The sequence below is a fragment of the Nodosilinea sp. LEGE 07298 genome, assembly GCF_015207265.1.
In the GTDB taxonomy this organism is placed as follows: domain Bacteria; phylum Cyanobacteriota; class Cyanobacteriia; order Phormidesmidales; family Phormidesmidaceae; genus Nodosilinea.
Genome location: NZ_JADEXE010000120.1, coordinates 1 through 18,359, shown reverse-complemented (window position 1 = coordinate 18,359; position 18,359 = coordinate 1). Strand labels below are relative to the sequence as shown.

The 18,359-nt window shown below is 54.3% G+C and carries 14 protein-coding genes; 7 read left to right on the top strand and 7 right to left on the bottom strand.

Features of this window, described 5'->3' with window-relative positions:
* Positions 1-439 precede the first annotated feature (439 nt).
* Positions 440-1,102, bottom strand: a complete 663-nt coding sequence (locus IQ273_RS16980; RefSeq protein WP_194024354.1) for an L-threonylcarbamoyladenylate synthase — start codon at positions 1,100-1,102, stop codon at positions 440-442.
* 24 nt (positions 1,103-1,126) lie between these two features.
* Here IQ273_RS16980 and larC point away from each other — a divergent pair, with 24 nt between their 5' ends.
* Positions 1,127-2,524 (top strand): nickel pincer cofactor biosynthesis protein LarC, encoded by a 1,398-nt coding sequence (gene larC / locus IQ273_RS16975; RefSeq protein WP_194024353.1) that lies wholly within the window; start codon positions 1,127-1,129, stop codon positions 2,522-2,524.
* A gap of 3 nt (positions 2,525-2,527) precedes the next feature.
* Here larC and IQ273_RS16970 read toward each other — a convergent pair whose 3' ends face one another.
* Positions 2,528-3,973, bottom strand: a complete 1,446-nt coding sequence (locus IQ273_RS16970; RefSeq protein ID WP_228053242.1) for a hypothetical protein — start codon at positions 3,971-3,973, stop codon at positions 2,528-2,530.
* Positions 3,974-5,245: 1,272 nt separating this feature from the next.
* Here IQ273_RS16970 and psbA point away from each other — a divergent pair.
* From psbA to IQ273_RS16950, 4 genes are all read left to right on the top strand, one after another.
* On the top strand, positions 5,246-6,307 hold the full coding sequence (psbA, locus tag IQ273_RS16965) for a photosystem II q(b) protein (protein WP_194024352.1): 1,062 nt from the start codon (positions 5,246-5,248) through the stop codon (positions 6,305-6,307).
* Between the two features lie 124 nt (positions 6,308-6,431).
* On the top strand, positions 6,432-7,490 hold the full coding sequence (locus IQ273_RS16960) for a YgfZ/GcvT domain-containing protein (RefSeq protein ID WP_397198027.1): 1,059 nt from the start codon (positions 6,432-6,434) through the stop codon (positions 7,488-7,490).
* Positions 7,491-7,682: 192 nt separating this feature from the next.
* Positions 7,683-8,750, top strand: a complete 1,068-nt coding sequence (gene gmd, locus IQ273_RS16955; RefSeq protein ID WP_194024350.1) for a GDP-mannose 4,6-dehydratase — start codon at positions 7,683-7,685, stop codon at positions 8,748-8,750.
* 178 nt (positions 8,751-8,928) lie between these two features.
* Entirely contained in the window at positions 8,929-9,453 is a 525-nt protein-coding gene (locus IQ273_RS16950) for a DUF2996 domain-containing protein (protein ID WP_194024349.1), read from the top strand.
* Positions 9,454-9,485: 32 nt separating this feature from the next.
* Here the strand turns inward: IQ273_RS16950 and IQ273_RS16945 are convergent, their stop codons facing one another.
* Complete coding sequence (locus IQ273_RS16945) at positions 9,486-10,391, bottom strand: alpha/beta fold hydrolase (protein WP_194024348.1); 906 nt, start codon at positions 10,389-10,391, stop codon at positions 9,486-9,488.
* A 107-nt stretch (positions 10,392-10,498) separates the two neighbouring features.
* Between IQ273_RS16945 and IQ273_RS16940 the strand changes: the two genes are divergently transcribed.
* Entirely contained in the window at positions 10,499-11,722 is a 1,224-nt protein-coding gene (locus tag IQ273_RS16940) for a DUF790 family protein (protein ID WP_194024347.1), read from the top strand.
* A 103-nt stretch (positions 11,723-11,825) separates the two neighbouring features.
* On the opposite strand, the gene recG is transcribed toward IQ273_RS16940, so the two are convergent.
* The 4 genes from recG to rpsB all read right to left on the bottom strand — a co-directional run bounded on the left by recG (position 11,826) and on the right by rpsB (position 17,465).
* A complete protein-coding gene (gene recG / locus IQ273_RS16935) occupies positions 11,826-14,363 on the bottom strand; it encodes an ATP-dependent DNA helicase RecG (RefSeq protein ID WP_194024346.1) in 2,538 nt (845 codons plus the stop codon).
* Positions 14,364-14,380: 17 nt separating this feature from the next.
* Positions 14,381-15,619: a hypothetical protein gene (locus tag IQ273_RS16930; protein ID WP_194024345.1), complete on the bottom strand. Its 1,239-nt coding sequence runs from the start codon at positions 15,617-15,619 to the stop codon at positions 14,381-14,383.
* A gap of 164 nt (positions 15,620-15,783) precedes the next feature.
* Complete coding sequence (gene tsf, locus IQ273_RS16925; RefSeq protein ID WP_194024344.1) at positions 15,784-16,521, bottom strand: translation elongation factor Ts; 738 nt, start codon at positions 16,519-16,521, stop codon at positions 15,784-15,786.
* Positions 16,522-16,685: 164 nt separating this feature from the next.
* A complete protein-coding gene (rpsB, locus tag IQ273_RS16920; protein ID WP_194024343.1) occupies positions 16,686-17,465 on the bottom strand; it encodes a 30S ribosomal protein S2 in 780 nt (259 codons plus the stop codon).
* 131 nt (positions 17,466-17,596) lie between these two features.
* Here rpsB and IQ273_RS16915 point away from each other — a divergent pair.
* Positions 17,597-18,359, top strand: a 763-nt coding sequence (locus IQ273_RS16915) for a UPF0104 family protein (RefSeq protein WP_194024342.1), incomplete at its 3' end; no start/stop codon positions are given.

The following is an 18,359-nucleotide window of genomic DNA, read 5'->3' as shown; positions in this document are numbered from 1 at the left end:
GGGGAAGATGGGGGCATGGCAATGCAGGTAGATGCGGTCTTCATAGTTACCCAATCCTAACAACGACACCGATATCGGGAATAGCCAGTCGGGACAATCAATAAGTTGGTTTAAAGAACTGGTTGCGTACTGACGGGCTTGTTGTGTACCCCCCAGTAGACTGTGGCGATTTCCCAAACCCTGTGCCAGCCACAAAATCTGTCTGCGGCTGCCGAGATCCCTTATCCCCTTGGTTTGGCGGATTAGAGATCTGGGTTAAATTATCACTCTCCCCCACTCGTGAAATCGATGAAAGTCTTATACAGCAGAGCTATTAGCCCAGAGTACCAGCGCCGCCATTAACCTTTCAGGTACTGACAAAACCGCTAGACAGTCTGCCCGCTCAGCCTTGCCACCACGGCGAACTAACAGAGTGCCAGTTGCCCAGTTGCCCTAGGGCCTAGGCCAGTTGGGCACCCCAGTCAAGAGCCATTTCCCAGCCCAGCCCCTGGCGCACGACTAGAGGATCCTCGCCCTCCATGTCGAGAATGGTCGATACCTCGTGGGCCAGGGGCTGGTCATCGTCCACAATCACGTCTACGAGCTTTTCTAGGGTGTCAAACATCATCATTTTGTCGACTGGTTTATCGGCCGATCGCCCCGATTCTGAAGCGGGCAGCAGGGTCAGGGCCGAGGTCGAAATCACCGGGTTTTGCAGCGTTTCCACCAGGGCAAGGCAAATGGCATGATCGGGCACCCGAATGCCTGTAGTCCGCCGCTTGGGGTTCATCACCAGGCGCGGCACCTGACGAGTAGCGGGCAGCAAAAAGGTAAACGGCCCTGGAATGAGTCGCTTAATTAAGCGATAGGCACCATCGCTAACTAGAGCATAGTCGGCAATATTAGACAGGGAGGCGCACAAAAAGGTCAGCGGCTTCTCGTTGGCTAACTGCTTGATCTGGCGCACTCGCTGCACCGCGCCTTTATGATTGAGGTCACAACCAATGGCATAAACTGTGTCTGTGGGGTAGAGCGCCACCGCTCCCTGTCGCAGCGCTGCCGCGATCGCTTCCATTTTGCGGCTCTGTGGGTTGTTGGGATGTAGCTTGTAGACTGTTGCCATTGCCCTTCCACTTCTATTGTTCTGTTGAAAACGATAGCTTACCTCGACTGCCCCACCGGCATTGCAGGCGATATGTGTCTGGCCGCCCTGGTCGACGCAGGCGTACCTTTAGATTACCTGCAAGCCCAACTGGCCCGCCTGGGGCTCAATGACGAGTTTACCCTCTCAGTCATCCCTGTTCTGCGCCAGGGGCTGCGCGCGCTCCAGGCTCAAGTTGTGGTAAAAGCTGCACCAGAGCATCCCCCAGAGCACCACGACCACAACCACGACCACAACCACGACCCTAGTGACAAACAGCACCGCCATGTTGTGTACCCTAGCCGCAACCTGCCCGCGATCGAGACACTGATCACCCAGGCCCATCTCCCCGATCGCGCCCAGCGCTGGAGCCTAGCTGTATTTCGCAACCTGGCTAAGGCCGAAGCTGCCGTCCACGGCATTGCGATCGATCAGGTGCATTTCCACGAGGTGGGGGCCACCGATGCCATCGTTGATATTGTCGGCACCTGCCTGGGACTAGATTATTTAGATATTGATACCCTAGTTTGCTCGCCACTTCCCACTGGGCGAGGTCGAGTAAAAGCAGCCCACGGCTGGCTGCCCGTACCGGCCCCCGCCGTACTCAAGCTACTTGAGCAGCATCAGGTGCCCCTCTACAGCAACGGTCTCGATGGCGAGCTAATTACCCCGACCGGAGCCGCGATCGCTACCACCCTGGCCCAAAATTTTGGTGATCCCCCCACCATGACTCTAAAGCGCACTGGGCTAGGGGCAGGAGGTAAATCGCTACCCGTAGCGAACGCCCTACGCCTGTGGATTGGTACAACAGGCTCTATCCCAACACAAACATCCCCATCCCCTGAAGTACCGTCTCAAGCCTTGTTATTGACAAACCCGTCCCAAAAAGAACAGTCAGAAAAGACGTCAGAGCTAGAGATTCCCTACGATCTAGACACCGTTATTTTGCTCGAAACTCAGGTCGACGACCTGGTTCCCCAGGCCATTGGCTACCTCTACGATCGCCTTTTCAGCGTTGGTGCCCTAGACGTCTTTACCCAGCCTATAGCGATGAAAAAATCGCGGCCCGGACTCCTAATTACTGTGATCTGTCGTCCTAGCGACGAACCCCAGTGCGCTGATATTTTGTTTTCTGAAACCTCTACCCTAGGCATTCGCCGCCAGCCTCAGCAGCGCTGGGTGCTTCCCCGACAAATTCAAACCCTCCAGACTCCCTATGGGCCTATCAACCTAAAGCTGGCTTACCACCCTCAAACACAGGCTGTTCTCAACGTCCATCCCGAATACGAGGATTGTGCAGCTGTGGCGCGCTGCCACGGCCTCCCTTGGCAGGTGGTCTACCATACGGCGCTCAGCACTTGGTACAGCCAGAGACCCCAGCCAGCGCCTCCCTTGCCAGGTTGACGTTTATTCATCTTCAAGTTCATCCTCAAAAGAGGGTGGCTCTTCTATCAGTCTTTCTGGCGATGGCCCCTCCGGCATTAGCTTCTCAGCAGCCTCTGGCAAGTTGGTATAGGGATAGCGCAGCGTTTGAGAAAAAATCCTAAAGGCATCCATGCCTTGACGCTCTGCAAGAAACTCAGCCTTGAGTTCACCGGCGTGGGGGTCTACCTTAACCAGGTTGTACTCAATGTTTTCTCCATAAATTGCAAACGTAATCTGAAACACCTCTAGAAAATTAATCACCCACTGACATTCACTGCGGGGAAACTGTTCGTAATAGCGAATCAGACTGGCAATCCTAGCTTCCAGGTAAGGCAGCGTATGACGCGAAACCAGCACCAGCTTGAGCAAGATAATGGCCAGTGTCAGGGCGTTCCCCTGAGAAAGCACCAGCGAAAATAGAGGCGAGGGCTGTTCTTGATCTTCCGTCGTGAGGTAGTCAACTACTCGGTTGCACGTACGTAGCACCAAAGATGGGTCCAGGGACTGAGGCTCAAACTCAACATAAAGATTTGCTAGACGAGCGTCTAAATGATCCTGGATTTGCTTTGAGATCGGGTTGTTATTAACTGTATAAAGCAAATAACGCGTCAAGCTGCCCTTAAACTCACCGTAATAGCTCTCTTGAACCTGATTCAAGAACAAATGAGCTAGGTTCTTATAGCTAAACTCACCTCGCCTTGCCACAATGGCCTTAACCAATCGGAGAGCATTATCTCCCAAAACGGTTGGGTTTTCTACGGTACGCCCATGGGCCTGACCTGACTGTCCGTAGGCCGTATAAAGGGCCAAATCAAACTTAAACTTATCCTTTAGCCGACGGGAGAGAGCCCGAGCCGCCTGGCGTTGCTCAATCGGGTTGGTCTCATTGACGTACTGCGGTACCAAAAGATAAGAGGTATAGCGGGCGGCCCATTCATCGGGACGGTTTAGAGTACGCTCCTCAGCATAACGGGCCGCAAACAGCCTGAGTTCTTCAAAATCATCGCTTTCTAGAAACCGGTTCAGCCAGTGGCGCAACCGCTTTAGGGTTGGCGATAAGGTACGGCGCTGAATCAATGGATCTGAGAAAATATCCACTAGATTCTGAATCGCATCAAACTGTCGGGCAACTTCCCAATTGTTGACGAGAATGTAGCAGCAGCGTTTAATGGTGTTGCGAAACTCCTGCTCATCATTAGCAAACAAAATGACGTGGAGCGCTGGCAAAGTCTGGGAGCTAACCGAGTCGGTATGGTGAATAAAAAGATGTCGAAACTCTTCTAAAACATCTTCAGGATGCCAAATTTTAACGATTTCTAGCAAAAAATCGTAAATCACCTGTTGCGCCTGAGCTAGGCTTAGCCCAGGGCGAGCCCTATAGTCGTTTGGCTCCATTGAAAGGTATCTTGACACAACTTCTCGAGACATTGGTTACTCAACTCAACCCTAGTGATGACCGGGGCTAACTTAGGGCTAACGACCTTTCCTTAGTGCGTGACTAATGACCAACAGAACTTGTTGTCAGGCGCTGTCCTCACGCTTTTCTATATCCGCTGGAATAGAGTAGCGGTAGTTGCCGCACCCGCAGATCGTGTTGTAAGGATGGATTCTTCAAAACTTGAACCCAATAAACCTCAAACCCAATGAACCCGATGGCAAATTCACAACCATAAAGAAAGTCAAGTCTGCTTAGACTTAACCCAAGATGCTGTGCACTCTACAAAAAATATGCAGAGATACCCCAGGCCTTTACGTAAGGGCCATGAGCTACTTGTATAAAATAGCACAATGCAATTCTGCCTTCAGCCTAGTCAGCCATTGTACTGAGCCACAACTTAGGCCCCCACTGTTGATAGGTTGATAGTCAAGCGGTAGTTTGCCTAGAAATACGAAGCTCTGATGGGTTAACTCGAATAGATACAACTACAAGCCTTTCTCCCTCACCCCCGATTGTGGACTGAGGGGTCAGACCCTACAGGGAACTTTTAAAAAGAATACTACAAGCATTCTGTGTCAAAACAATGTTTGACCAAGAACTAGACCAGAAAGGCCTGGACACAAGAAATTTTCTTGAGGATAAGTTTTCTTGAGGACTCTTTATGGATGAATGGCAAAGCTGGTATGGGGGCGGAGGGGCTCGAACCCTCACGACCGTTTAAGGTCAACGGATTTTCATCCTCCCGCAGCTTTCGCTGCTGCCGAACTGGGATACAACCCCAGCCAGGTTTTGAGAATTGGACCCTCCCTTTACCCTCGTCTTCACGTTAGGGTAGCTCCCGTCGGGCCTCTGCACCTTCTGGCGTAAATTTTCGCCAGCTTGGCTCAGGATTGCCCTGTCTAGTTTTGGTGTAGGTAAGCTACCGCCACCTTAAATAGAGTTAGGTTTCCCTGAGTTTGAGAGCTTCCACTTAACAGATTTCTCTGCTAAGGCTCAGTTTTCTAAGTCCGTAGCGTCTACCATTCCGCCACGCCCCCTTAGTAGGCCCCTTTACAGGCCCTTAGCCATTGCTCTAATCCAGTAGGCAGAACAAGGCAGACTTCTATTCCACCACCAACCGCATAGGATTGCAACTCTCTGCCCTCTCACCTTTAGCCAAAATTATTTTGTAATCAAGTTTATATAGAAATGTGTGTTATTGTAATGATGGCTGAAACAACTCTCAGCTAAATACTTAGTACGTTTAACTGGACTAATACATTATGACCACTACTCTACAGCAGCGCGAAAGCGCCTCCCTGTGGGAGCAGTTTTGCCAGTGGGTCACCAGCACCGAAAACCGCCTGTATGTAGGCTGGTTCGGCGTGTTGATGATTCCCACCCTGCTCGCTGCTACCGCCTGCTTCGTCGTAGCCTTCATCGCTGCACCCCCCGTCGACATCGACGGCATCCGTGAGCCCGTGGCTGGCTCTTTGATGTACGGCAACAACATCATCTCCGGTGCGGTTGTGCCTTCCTCGAACGCCATTGGCTTGCACTTCTACCCCATCTGGGAAGCCGCTTCCCTCGATGAGTGGCTGTACAACGGTGGCCCTTACCAGTTGGTAATTTTCCACTTCCTCATCGGCGTCTTCTGCTACATGGGTCGTGAGTGGGAACTGAGCTACCGCCTCGGCATGCGCCCCTGGATCTGCGTTGCTTACAGCGCACCCGTGGCCGCTGCCTCCGCTGTGTTCCTCATTTACCCCCTGGGCCAAGGCTCCTTCTCTGACGGCATGCCTTTGGGTATCTCGGGTACCTTCAACTTCATGCTGGTGTTCCAGGCTGAGCACAACATTCTGATGCACCCCTTCCACATGCTGGGTGTAGCCGGTGTGTTCGGTGGTTCCCTGTTCTCCGCCATGCACGGTTCTCTTGTCACCAGTTCGCTGGTGCGTGAGACCACCGAGACTGAGTCACAGAACTACGGCTACAAGTTTGGCCAAGAAGAAGAGACCTACAACATCGTTGCAGCCCACGGCTACTTCGGTCGGTTGATCTTCCAATACGCCAGCTTCAACAATAGCCGCAGCCTGCACTTTTTCTTGGGTGCCTGGCCTGTGATCGGCATCTGGTTCACCGCTCTCGGCATCAGCACGATGGCGTTCAACCTGAACGGGTTCAACTTCAACCAGTCCATCCTTGACTCACAGGGTCGTGTGATTGGCACCTGGGCTGATGTGATCAACCGGGCCAACCTGGGTATGGAAGTGATGCACGAGCGCAATGCTCACAACTTCCCCCTCGACCTGGCTACGGCTGAGGCTCCTGAAATCATCGGCTAGTCCCCAGCGACTACCCCATTGGTTGATGAGTAAAAAGCGTTCCCCTAGGGGAGCGCTTTTTGCGTTTGGTGTCTATTGCCGCTCTAGAATAAGGTTTGGTAAAGCAGAGTTATGTAAGCGAGTAATAATGCAAGCACTTCGAGAGTTACAGCAGACTCAGGGGGCCATTTTAAGTAATGACGGCATCCCGATATCTTTTGGTAATGCTGTTGCTGCGCTAGAAGCAGTGTCTACGGGTGCTGCTCTAGTGGATCGCAGCCACTGGGGAGTGATTCAGATGACCGGGGGCGATCGCCTCCGATTCATTCACAACCAAACCACTAATGCCTTTACCCAGCGCCAACCTGGGGAAGGCTGCGACACCGTATTTGTAACCTCTACTGCACGCACTATTGACCTAGCCACGGTCTACGTCACCGAAGAGTCTTTGCTGCTGATTACCTCCCCTGGCCAAGATCAGCGCTTGATAAACTGGATGGATCGTTATATTTTCCCTGCCGATCAGGTTTCGCTAACGAATCTGACCCAAGACATGGCTGTATTTTCACTGATTGGGCCTGGAAGCGCTGACACTTTGAAGCAATTGAGTATTGAGATAGGCACCGACTGCTTCTACGGCGACCATCAAAGTGTTAGCCTCCATAATTTGCCTGTGCGTCTGGCCGTAGGCAGCGGTCTTGGTCTGCCTGGGTATACCCTGCTGGTAGCAGCTGAAGCAGCAGATCAGGTATGGCAGTTGATTACCGATGCAGCAGCGGTACCAGTAGGAGAAGCTCTGTGGCAACAGCTCAGGGTACAGCAGGGCCGCCCTGCCCCAAATCACGAGCTCACCGAAGACTACAATCCGCTCGAAGCAGGGCTGTGGCAAGCGATTTCCTTTGAAAAAGGGTGTTACATCGGTCAGGAGACTATTGCTCGGCTAAATACCTACCAAGGCGTCAAACAACAGCTTTGGGGCATTCGGCTTGGCGGCACTGCCCAACCAGGAGAGAGCATCCTGGTTGGGGATGAAAAAGTGGGTTTACTCACCAGCGTTGTTGAGGCCTCCCATGGTCCTATGGGGTTGGGGTACATTCGCACTAAAGCCGGTGGGGCTGGCCTGGAGGTTACCGTAGGAGAGGTTAAAGGCGTGGTTGTCGACGTTCCTTTCTTAGCGAGGGGATATCTAACGGCGAACAGCTGAACCTTTTAAAGCATAGCTGGGTAGTCTAAGTGGACGCACGTATTCTATTCAAGGGCATCTCATTAACGGCTTCATCGCAAATTTGCAGAGGCCAAAGCCCCTGAATTACGCTGCCGCTCCTGAGAAAATCTGGTTTTTTTGAGGTGCTATAAACTTAACAAGCCAAGCATTGCCGTACGAGATTAAATTCCTATGAGTCAACCCAAACGAGCCCTAATCACTGGTATTACCGGTCAGGATGGATCTTACTTAGCAGAGTTGCTTTTAGATAAAGGCTACGAGGTACACGGCATTATTCGCCGTACCTCTACATTCAATACCGATCGCATTGATCACGTTTATATCGATCCTCACAGTGCCGAAGCTCGGCTGTTTTTGCACTACGGCGACTTAACCGATGGCACCATGCTGCGGCGCATTCTAGAGCAGGTGCAGCCTCAGGAGGTTTACAACCTGGGCGCACAGTCCCACGTGCGGGTGAGCTTTGATTCGCCCGAGTACACGGCTGACGCGGTGGGAATGGGCACCCTGCGAATTCTAGAAGCGATTCGCGACTATCAACACCGCACCGGTCTAGAGGTCCGCTTCTACCAGGCCGGGTCTTCAGAAATGTTTGGTAAGGTGCAGGAAATTCCCCAAAAGGAGACCACCCCCTTCTACCCCCGCAGCCCCTACGCCTGCGCTAAGGTCTTCGCCCATTGGCAAACCATCAACTACCGCGAATCGTACGACTTGTTTGCCTGCAACGGAATACTGTTTAACCACGAATCGCCTCGTCGGGGCGAAACCTTTGTGACTCGTAAGATCACGAGAGCCGTGGCGCGCATTGTTGCAGGTCAGCAGAAAAAGATTTATCTGGGCAACCTCGACTCTAAGCGCGACTGGGGCTATGCCAAAGACTACGTGCGGGCCATGTGGCTAATGCTGCAGCAAGATCGACCGGATGACTACGTGGTGGCCACCAACGAAACCCATGCTATTAGCGAGTTTCTAGACATTGCGTTTAACCACGTTAACCTTGACTGGCACGACTACGTCGAGTTTGATCCCCGCTATTTGCGACCGGCGGAGGTTGATCTGCTGATTGGTGATGCTACTAAGGCTCGTCAGGCCCTGGGCTGGGAACCGAGTGTTACCTTTGAGCAACTGGTGCACCTCATGGTGGAGAGCGATCTCCAAGCAATGGGTATTCCCCATGGCAACGGCACTTCGCCCGATGTAGCTACAGTTCGGAGAGAAATGCTGCACCTAGCTCCCTAGGGCTAGACCTTAAATCATTGAATAGACAAAAAACGGCACCTACTTTCGTTGTAAGTGCCGTTTTTTGTCTGATAGGCCATGCGTTTTAGAATCCTTTCCTCTACTATGGGATAGAACAACTGGGCCAGTGGCTCAACCGCTAGGTTTAATCCTTTTGTTGTTTTAGGTTTTTCAGTTTATGGCTGACGAAAAGATGGCTGACGATAAAACTCCTTCGGCAGAGGGCTCCCCAGCTTCAGACGCAAAGGCCGCTAAACCCTCACCCGCGGCGAAGGCAGCTCCCAAGGCAGGGGCTGCGCCAAAGGCTGCTAAAAAGGAAAAGCCTCCTGCCCTGGAGGATAAGCCTTTCACGGAGTTTATTGAGCAGCACTTCATTCCATCGTTGAACACAGCCTTTCAAGAAAAAGGCATTGACGATATTCAGCTCACCCTTGGCCAGCAGCCCTTAGGGGTCTTTGGGGTCAGTGATGGAGAAAGCTACTGGCACGTTAAAGGTAAGTGGAAGGGGGGAGATCGCCAGTTCAATATTGTATTTACCAAAGACGATATTACCAGCCCTAAATTGTTCTACTTGGCCGACAAGGGTGCTCAGCCCAGCACGATTGAGCAGTTTATGGGCGATGAGCGTAAAATCAACCTAGATCTGCTGGTGCTCTTTACCTTGATGCGGCTCAATGGCCAAAAGTGGCTGGCGCGAAACTAAGCCTGTAAGTGAATGGGTGAAGCGGTAGATCGCTAGCTTTTGGAGTCGTAGGTGGATAGAAACTGCCGCAATAAGCCCACTACTACGGCGGGGTGCTCGACATGGGGCAGTACGCCAGAGTTAGGGATCTCGATGACCTGCTGTACAGCTTTGGGGTTGAGGCTAGCCAGTCGCTTAACCATTGCCGGGGCCGAAAATCGTGATCCGGCCCCCAGTACAAATGTGGTAGGGGTTTGGAGCTGACCAATATAGCGCGATAGGTCAAAGCTAATATCCCCGTTGAGGGAAGCCAAAGCGGCGTATTCGGCGTTGGGCTGCTGGGTACAGGCCAGGTAAGCCTGTACGATATCTGGAGTAATCCGGCGAGAATCAGCAAATAGAAATGTTGATAGAAACGATCGCACCGCCAGTTCATTGGCCGCCCCCATCTGATACACCAGTTTGTCTACCCCAGGAGTACTGGCTAGCAGGGCGGGCAGGCTAGTCTTATAATCACGGCCAAAGTCGCTGTTGCCTGAGGGCGACACTAAAAATAACCCCTTAAATAAATCGGGGCGCAGACCCGCCAGGCGAATGACGACCCCAGCGGTAAGGGAGGTGGCTGCTACCAGGGCTGGGGGTTCAGCGATCGCCTCTAGCAAGTGAGTAATCATGTCAAAATAATCATCCACCGAATAGGCGCGGGCCGGGTGGGTTGACTGGCCCCAGCCAATCAGGTCGGGAGCGATCACCCGGTGGGTAGTACCAAAGGCGGCGTAGACTTTTGACCACTCAAAGGCCGAGGAACCGCCCCCGAGGCTGTGGAGAAACACCAGTGGGGGACGCGAGATGTCATCCTCTCGCTGCCAGGGCCAGCCGCCAGGGGTATAGTAGGCCATCACCCCGAGGTCGGTGGCTAGAGCCTGCTGAATAAAGCCCAAGGGCTGGAAGTTGAGCATAGTCATATCCGGTAAGATTCAGGGCGAAGGGGTAAGACGTAACGATCCTACAACCTGTCTCTGTGCTTCAATCTTAGGGCTTCTGCCCACTCGATTCATTGTAGGAGGTGAGACTCACGTTACCGAGCGATCTATTAATTTACCGCTATCAGGGGGAGGGGCTACAGCCCAAGCGGCTGGGGTTGGATACGGCAAATCGGGCGATCGCAGCCGATCTGATCCAGCTGTTTCAACAGCAGGTGGGCCATACCCAGGGCGACCTCAACCGCCAACTCCAAGACCTGGAAGGCGAAGACACCAACTACCGCATCAAGCGGGGGCTGGCCCACATTCTGCGCAACAGCTTTGCCACCTTTGACGTCGTTAGCCCGCTGGAACCAATTGAGCTACGGCGGCGAGTTTTTGCTCTGGCGGCCCAGGGCATTCCGTCTTCCGCTGCCGCCCAAGAAACTCTGACAACCCTGGGGCAAAAACTTTCGGAAGAACTGGATCGCGAGGTATCGGTGGCTGACCTGCGCCAAGGCCTCTACGCCGATCGTCAGGACAACCACATTCTGATTGAGTTTGAGGTCCCGACGCCCGACGCCCTGATTCACCGCTACAACCTATCGCAGACCCAAGGGGTATTCTACAAAGCCAGCGACCTGGCCATGCACCTGTACCGCAACGACCCTGGCGAGTACAAGCTCATGTTTCGCTATCTAAAGCTGTTTCGGCTAATGACCTACATCGAGGGCGACGCCGACCAGGGCTTTACTATCACCATCGATGGCCCCGCCAGCCTGTTCAAGCCCAGCACCCGCTACGGGGTCGATATTGCCAAGCTAATTCCCGCTATTCTGCATGTCAGCCGGTGGCGACTGACGGCGACGCTGCAAATGAAGGATAGCTATACTCAGCAGGTGAAAGCCCGACAGTTTAGTCTCGACAGCGACTGTGGCTTGGTCACCCACTACCCGCCGGGCAAAACTTACGACAGCATGATTGAAGAATCTTTTGTCAGTCGCTGGCCTGCCAAAACCCCCTGGAAGCTAGAGCGAGAGGTGGATCTGGTACCGCTACCCGGCAGCGTGATGATTCCTGACTTTCGCGTAGTGCACCCTGATGGCCGAGAGTATTTGCTGGAGATCGTGGGCTACTGGCGGCCCGAGTACCTGCGCAAAAAATTTGCCCAGGTGCGCAAGTCGGGGCGCGACAACCTGATACTGGCGGTGTCGGAGCGGCTCAACCTGGAGAACGCGGGAATAGATATAGCGAACGTTCCGGCCCAGGTGGTGTGGTTTAAGACAAAACTTCAGCCCAAGGTGGTGCTAGAGGTGCTGGGAGATTAGTACTCTGCGACGCAAGTTTAGATACTATTCTCGGGGGCTAGGGAGCAGGGGGGCTAGGGAGCCAAACAATTCGGAGTGGTGGGCACATTTCAACCGTCGAGTACTAGGTCATAATTGCGCCGCCCATGAGCTTTTCGTAGCGGCGCTGAAGCTCTTTGGCCAGTTTGGGCCAGCGGGCCAGTTCCGGATCTTCTTTCAGCAAGGCCTCTGCCGCCTTGCGGGCCAGCATCAGCACGTCCTGGTCTTCAATTAGGCTGGCCAGGGCAAAATCGGGTAGACCCGACTGGCGGGTGCCCAACACTTCCCCAGGGCCGCGAAAGCGCAGGTCCATTTCAGCGATAAAAAAGCCATCTTGGGACTGCTCTAGCACCTTGAGGCGTTGTAGGGCCTGTTCGCTGCGACTGCTGCTGAGCAGGAGGCAGAATGACTGAGCGGCTCCCCGCCCGACTCGACCTCGCAGCTGGTGAAGCTGAGAAAGACCAAACCGCTCGGCGTGCTCAATCAGCATGACTGAGGCGTTGGGCACATCTACCCCAACTTCCACGACCGTTGTAGACACCAAAATGTGTAATTCCTGGTTGCGGAAGGCGGTAATGGCGGCATCTTTCTCAGCGGAAGACATGCGCCCGTGCAGCAGGCCGACGGCAAATTCGGGAAAAATCACCTCTGCCAGTCGCTGGTGTTCTTCTACAGCAGACTTGAGATCGAGCTTTTCGGATTCATCTACCAGAGGCAGCACCACGTACACCTGGCGACCTTGGGCAATCTCGCGCCTAATCAGGTCGTAGGCGTGGGGGCGTTCTTTGTTGGTCAGCAGTGTGGTTTGAATGGCCTTGCGCCCCGGCGGCAGTTCGTCAATCTGGCTGACGTCTAAATCGCCGTGCATGGTCAGCGTGAGCGTGCGGGGAATGGGAGTTGCGGTGAGGGTAAGGATGTGAGGGTTTGCTCCTTTTTGCGTGAGCCTAGCCCGTTGCTGCACGCCGAAGCGGTGTTGTTCGTCGATCACCACCAGGCCCAGGTCGCGGAACTGAACGGGGTCTTCAATCAGGGCGTGGGTGCCGACCAGGATGGGTAGCTCTCCGGTAGCCAGTTCCCCCAGCATTTTGCGGCGTTTGGCGGCGCGGGTAGAGCCGGTCAGCAGTTCCACGGTGAGGTGCAGCTGGTTAAACCATTCCACCAGTTTGCGGTAGTGCTGCTCGGCCAGTACCTCAGTGGGGGCCATGATGGCGGCCTGATAGCCCGACTGAATAGCGGCGAGGGTCGCAACCACAGCAACAACTGTTTTACCTGACCCTACATCCCCCTGCACCAAACGATTCATGGGTACGGGCTTTTGCAGGTCGGCGAGAATGTCGTTGACCACCCGCTGCTGGGCTCCGGTCAGGCTGAAGGGAATAACGCTATAGAACTGGTCAATCAGTTCTCCGGTGGGGGCGAGGGTAATGGCGGTTTGCTGGGCCTGCTGCTGCTGGCGGCGACGCAGGAGACCCAGCTGGAGGTAGAGAAATTCATCAAACACCAGGCGGCGGCGGGCTTTGGCCAGGTTTTCTTCGTCGTTGGGAAAGTGGATTTGGGCGATCGCATCTCCCACCCCGATCAGCTCATACTTATGGCGCATGTCCACCGGCAGCGGATCTTGAAGATCTGCGATCGCGGGCAGAGAAGCAGCTACGGCTTTGCGCACCAGGTCAGCGGCAACGCCTTCGGTAAGGGAATACACTGGCACCATACGGCCAATGGTGAGCGACTCAATGCGATCGCTCATACTGTCCAACACCTCCAGGTGCGGATCGTCCAGCGTGACGCCAAACTTACCGTCTTTGACCAGGCCCGAGGCGGCGACGACGGCTCCCTGGGGGTACTGGCGCTTTTGCTGCTGCTGCCAGCTGGGGGTAGCGTAGCGGTTACCGGGGTAAAAACGGTTGAGCTTGAGGGTACCGCTGCCATCAGAGAGCTGCAGCTCAAAAATGGTCAGCTTTTTGTTACGGGGGCTGGTGAAGCAGTTAACTCGTTTGACAGTACCGACAATGGTGACCGTTTCGCCCGGTTCTAATTCGCGAATTTTGACCTGCTGGGCATAGTTGATGTGGTCGCGGGGATAGTAATAGAGCACATCTTGAACGGTAAACAAGCCTAGCTTGGCCAGGCGATCGCTGTTCTTAGGGCCAATCCCCTTCAGGTAGGTGACGGGCTGGTCGAGGCCAAACCGAAAGCTGCCGGTGCCAGTAGCCTTTGCTAGCTGGGTAGTTTTAGGCGCAGCTTTGGGTCGCCGGGATACTTTAGCGGTTGTCGGTTCACCTGACTCTATAGCGCTACTTTCTCGGGTGCGGAGGGCTTTAGTCTCGGCAAATTTCTCTAGCAGGCGCTGGGTGCCGTGGAGAAAGCGGCGGGTTTCGGCCACCAGATGCTGGCGCTGGGCAAAGCTGAGATCGATGTAGCCGTCATATTTTTGGGCTAAGCTTTGCCACGACTGCTGCTGGTCGGCAGGGAGAACGGTGGGAGGCTGTTGCAGACTATCCCGCAAAAACTCGCTGAAGCTCTGCTGTTTGCCCACTAGATTGTTGAAGCCGGTTTCGGCCTCAACCGAGAGGGCTCGCTGTAGCCGCACCCAATCGGGCAGGGATGTCTGTGTTTCTGTCATGGATTCTGGCCCGAATCCTACCGGGACGTATCGTCGTACCAGACCGATCGCCAGGCTTGCTCGGCTTGAGCGATCGCCAGCTCGCGCTCGGCCTGCTGGTACTGCTTGCCCAGCTTGCGCAGCCTGCCGACCGCTGTTCGCAGCTTGCTGCGCCAGAGTGCCGACTGCACATCGCCAAACTCAATATCGCCCAGGCGCAGGTGAATAGCAGCCAGGTGAGTCATAGCGCCTTCTAGAGCTTCTGCATCGTCTTCAGAAATTTCAGCAATCTCGGCCTCGGCCCCATCGCTGTCTTGCTCTGGGCGGTCAAGCTCTGCGGCCACATCGCCCGCCATTGCCACCAGCACATTCAGCACATTGGGAACAGAGTGCCCCTTAGGAGCCGCGACATCGGCATCAGATGCCACCTCCAGCACCGATTCAGGCAGGTCGGGAATCACCTTAGCTTTCCTCAACAGGTTATTGGCCTTCCTAGACACCCGCTCAAGCACGGCGCGAATCATCTGCTCCAGAATGAGATGGTGCTTTGCGACCAGAGTGGGAGTGAGCGGGTCGCCGGTAAAGGGGCGATCGCTAAAGGTCTCTTCAATCTCGTTGGCCATAGCGGCCATAATCACCGATTGCATCAGCGCTTTAGGATCAATTCCTGCGGCTGTTTCTGTCGCTTCATCGGATTCACTGTCGGGTGATGATTCTTCTGATAACGATTCTTCTGGTGATAATTCCTCTGATGAAGCTGCCGCTAAAGGCAGTGGGGAAGATTCTGGTATGGCGGGAGTCTCGGGCGCGATCGCGTCTGTTTCTGCTCCCTCAGTTGACTTATCATCATCTGAAAGCGAGACCTGATCAGACTCATCGACCTCATCGCCAGCAGCAGCCTCCGATGGCTGGGACAGGGACGCGAGGGCGGTTTCTAAGCGGTTGAGATCTTCAGGGTTAAGGCGCTGGGTAAGGTCAATCTTTGGAGCTGTTTGATCGGGTTCCATTAGTTGCTGAAGCCAACCCTGGGCTTTGTGCCCCAGGCTTTGCATCGCCTTTTGAAGACGAGCGCGATCGCTGACAGTCAGCGCCAAAAAATCTTCGGGGTAGACCTGAGTACAGAGGTGGTAGGTAGCCATAATTACCTGCCGCCGCATAGCCTGACCCAGCACCGACAGGTAGGTAGCGTAAATTTGGCTAAACTCCTCGGCTAGCGTGGCAGTGGCACCCTCTAGCGCACTGAGATCTTTGCGAATACTTTCAACTGGCCTTACCATGCATCTCTACCCATGCCATACCTGATTATAGGGACATCTCAAGTCCAGCTCGAGATCTGTAGTTTTCCCCTCGGCAACATTCCACTTCTGAACTTAGATTTGGTTTATATAAAAACGGGGGTGCAACAACAGCACCCCCGTTTCCTAGCCCATGAGGGCCGCACTTACTTTTTCTTCTTCTTTTTAGCCGACTCTTTGGCCGGTTCTGCGGCAGGCTCCGGTGCGGTCTCTGGCGCGGCTTCTTTCTTCATACCGGTCTGGGCGGCGACTTCATCGGCGAAGTTAGTCTCTTCTTTTTCGATGCCCTCACCCAGAACAAAGCGGGAGAAGCGGCGCACCTGGATATTTTCACCCAGCTTAGAAATTGCCTGCTTAATTAGCTCTTCCACCGAGATATTTTGGTCTTTGATGAAGGGTTGATCCATCAGAGATAGCTCCTTCAGGCGCTTTTGAATGCGGCCTTCGACAATCTTCTCCTGCATGGCAGCAGGCTTATTGGCGATGTCATCGCGACCCATCTCAATGGATTTCTCTTTCTCGGCCACATCGGCAGGAATGTCGTTAACCCGCACGTACTCTACGTTTGGGCAAGCAGCGATTTGCATAGCAACATCGCGCACCAAAGTCTTAAATTCGTCGCGACGGGCTACAAAGTCAGTTTCGCAGTTCATTTCTACCAGCACGCCTACCCGGCCACCGGTATGGATATAGCTGTCAACCAAACCCTCGGCGGCTACTCGGCCCTCTTTCTTAGAAGCAGAGGCAATGCCTTTTTGGCGGAGCCATTCAATGGCCTTTTCAATGTCGCCCTCATTTTCTTTCAGGGCTTTTTTGCAATCCATCATGCCTGCGCCGGTTTTGTCGCGCAGGTCTTTGACGAGCTTTGCAGAAATATCTGCCATGGTGTTTTAACGTCCTAACGCGCTGTCGTCAAACTCAATACAAACAGACAAACAAAGGGGAAATGCCTTAATTCAGCTTAAACCCCTGGAGCATCTTTCGAAGGGGCTTCACAATGATCGCTCTCCCTCAAGCAAGAGAGCCTCTTGCTTGAGGGAGGTAAGCCTTACTCTTCGCCGCTATCGGCAGCGGGAGCATCGTAGCCGTCCTCGTCGTCTTCGGCTCCATCATAGTCTTCGTAGTCGTCGTCGCCGCTCGACTGACCGCCGTGAGACCCTTCGTAGATGGCATCGGCCAGCTTGCCAAGAATCAGCTTGATAGAACGAATGGCGTCGTCGTTACCGGGGATGGGTACGTCTACCAGGTCAGGGTCGCAGTTGGTATCTAGCAGCGAAATAATGGGAATGCCAAGCTTGTGGCATTCTGACACGGCATTATATTCGCGCTTGATATCGACAATGATGGCAACATCGGGCACCTTGCGCATGGTTTTAATGCCGCCTAGGTACTTTTGCAGCTTCTCTAGCTCACGGCGCAGCACGGCGGCTTCTTTTTTGGGGCGCAGGTCAATGGCCCCTGTTTCTTCCATGCGCTCTAGATCTTTAAGGCGGTTGGCGCGAGACTTGATGGTTTCCCAGTTGGTGAGCATGCCGCCCAGCCAGCGCTGGTTGACATAATGAGACCCACAACGGCTAGACTCTTGGGCCACAATGCCGGCGGCCTGGCGCTTGGTGCCAATAAACAGGAACTTTTGCCCCTGCTCTGCGGCACCGCGGACAAACTTGTAGGCTTCTTCCATCAACTGGGCTGTCTGCACCAGGTCAATGATGTGAACCCCATTGCGGGCGGTGAAGATGTACTGATCCATCTTGGGATTCCAGCGGCGGGTTTGGTGGCCGAAGTGAACCCCAGACTCTAGTAGCTCGGGTAGAGTAATAACGGGCATTTGGTTTTGACTCCTTTCGGGTTAATCCTCCATTCGAACGTGCTCTCCCAGTGGGAAAGACCCGAAAATTCGAATGTGCGATTTATCAGACAACTTTACTAGGGTATCACAGTGGGGGCCTGGTTATAGCTTTGCTGAAACGTTACCTGCGCTGGGTGATTGTGGCCGCCGCGATCGCATTTTTAGCTCATACCTTGGCGAACCACTGGAGCGAGGTAACGGCCATTCGCCTCCGCACCAACGGATTTTCCCTGCTGTTGTCGGCCCTGGTGGTTACGCTGCTGGCCCATTGCTGGTCGGGTTGGGTCTGGAGCTGGATTTTGCAGGCGCTCCAGCAGCCCGTGCAGGGCATCTGGAGCATGCCGGTCTATCTCAAAACAAATTTGCTGAAGTACCTGCCGGGCAATGTCTGGCATTTCTATGGCCGGGTGCGAGCCCTGGGAGAGATCGGTGTTGCCCGAGGGCCAGCGATTGTCGGCGTAGTGCTAGAGCCATTGCTCATGGCTACCGCCGCCCTGCTGTTGGGGTTAGCTAGCCCCACCCAGTACTGGCCAGGACAAATAGCGGTGCTAGGCCTGGTGCTGGGAGCGGTTCACCCGCGCTGGCTTAACCCACTTATGAATCGACTGGGGCAGGCCAAAGTCAAAGATCAGAATACAGAGCAGCTGGCCCCCGCCGCACTGCACCGCTATCCTCTCAAGCCCCTGGCGGGTGAACTGGGCTTTGTGCTGCTGCGAGGTCTGGGGTTTGGGCTGGTGGTTAGCGCTGTTAGCCCCCTACCCATCACCCTCTGGCTGCCGGTGGTGAGCCTGTTTAGTCTGGCCTGGCTAGCCGGGCTGGTGATTCCTGGGGCACCAGGCGGGCTGGGGGTGTTTGAGGCGATCGCCGTCACCC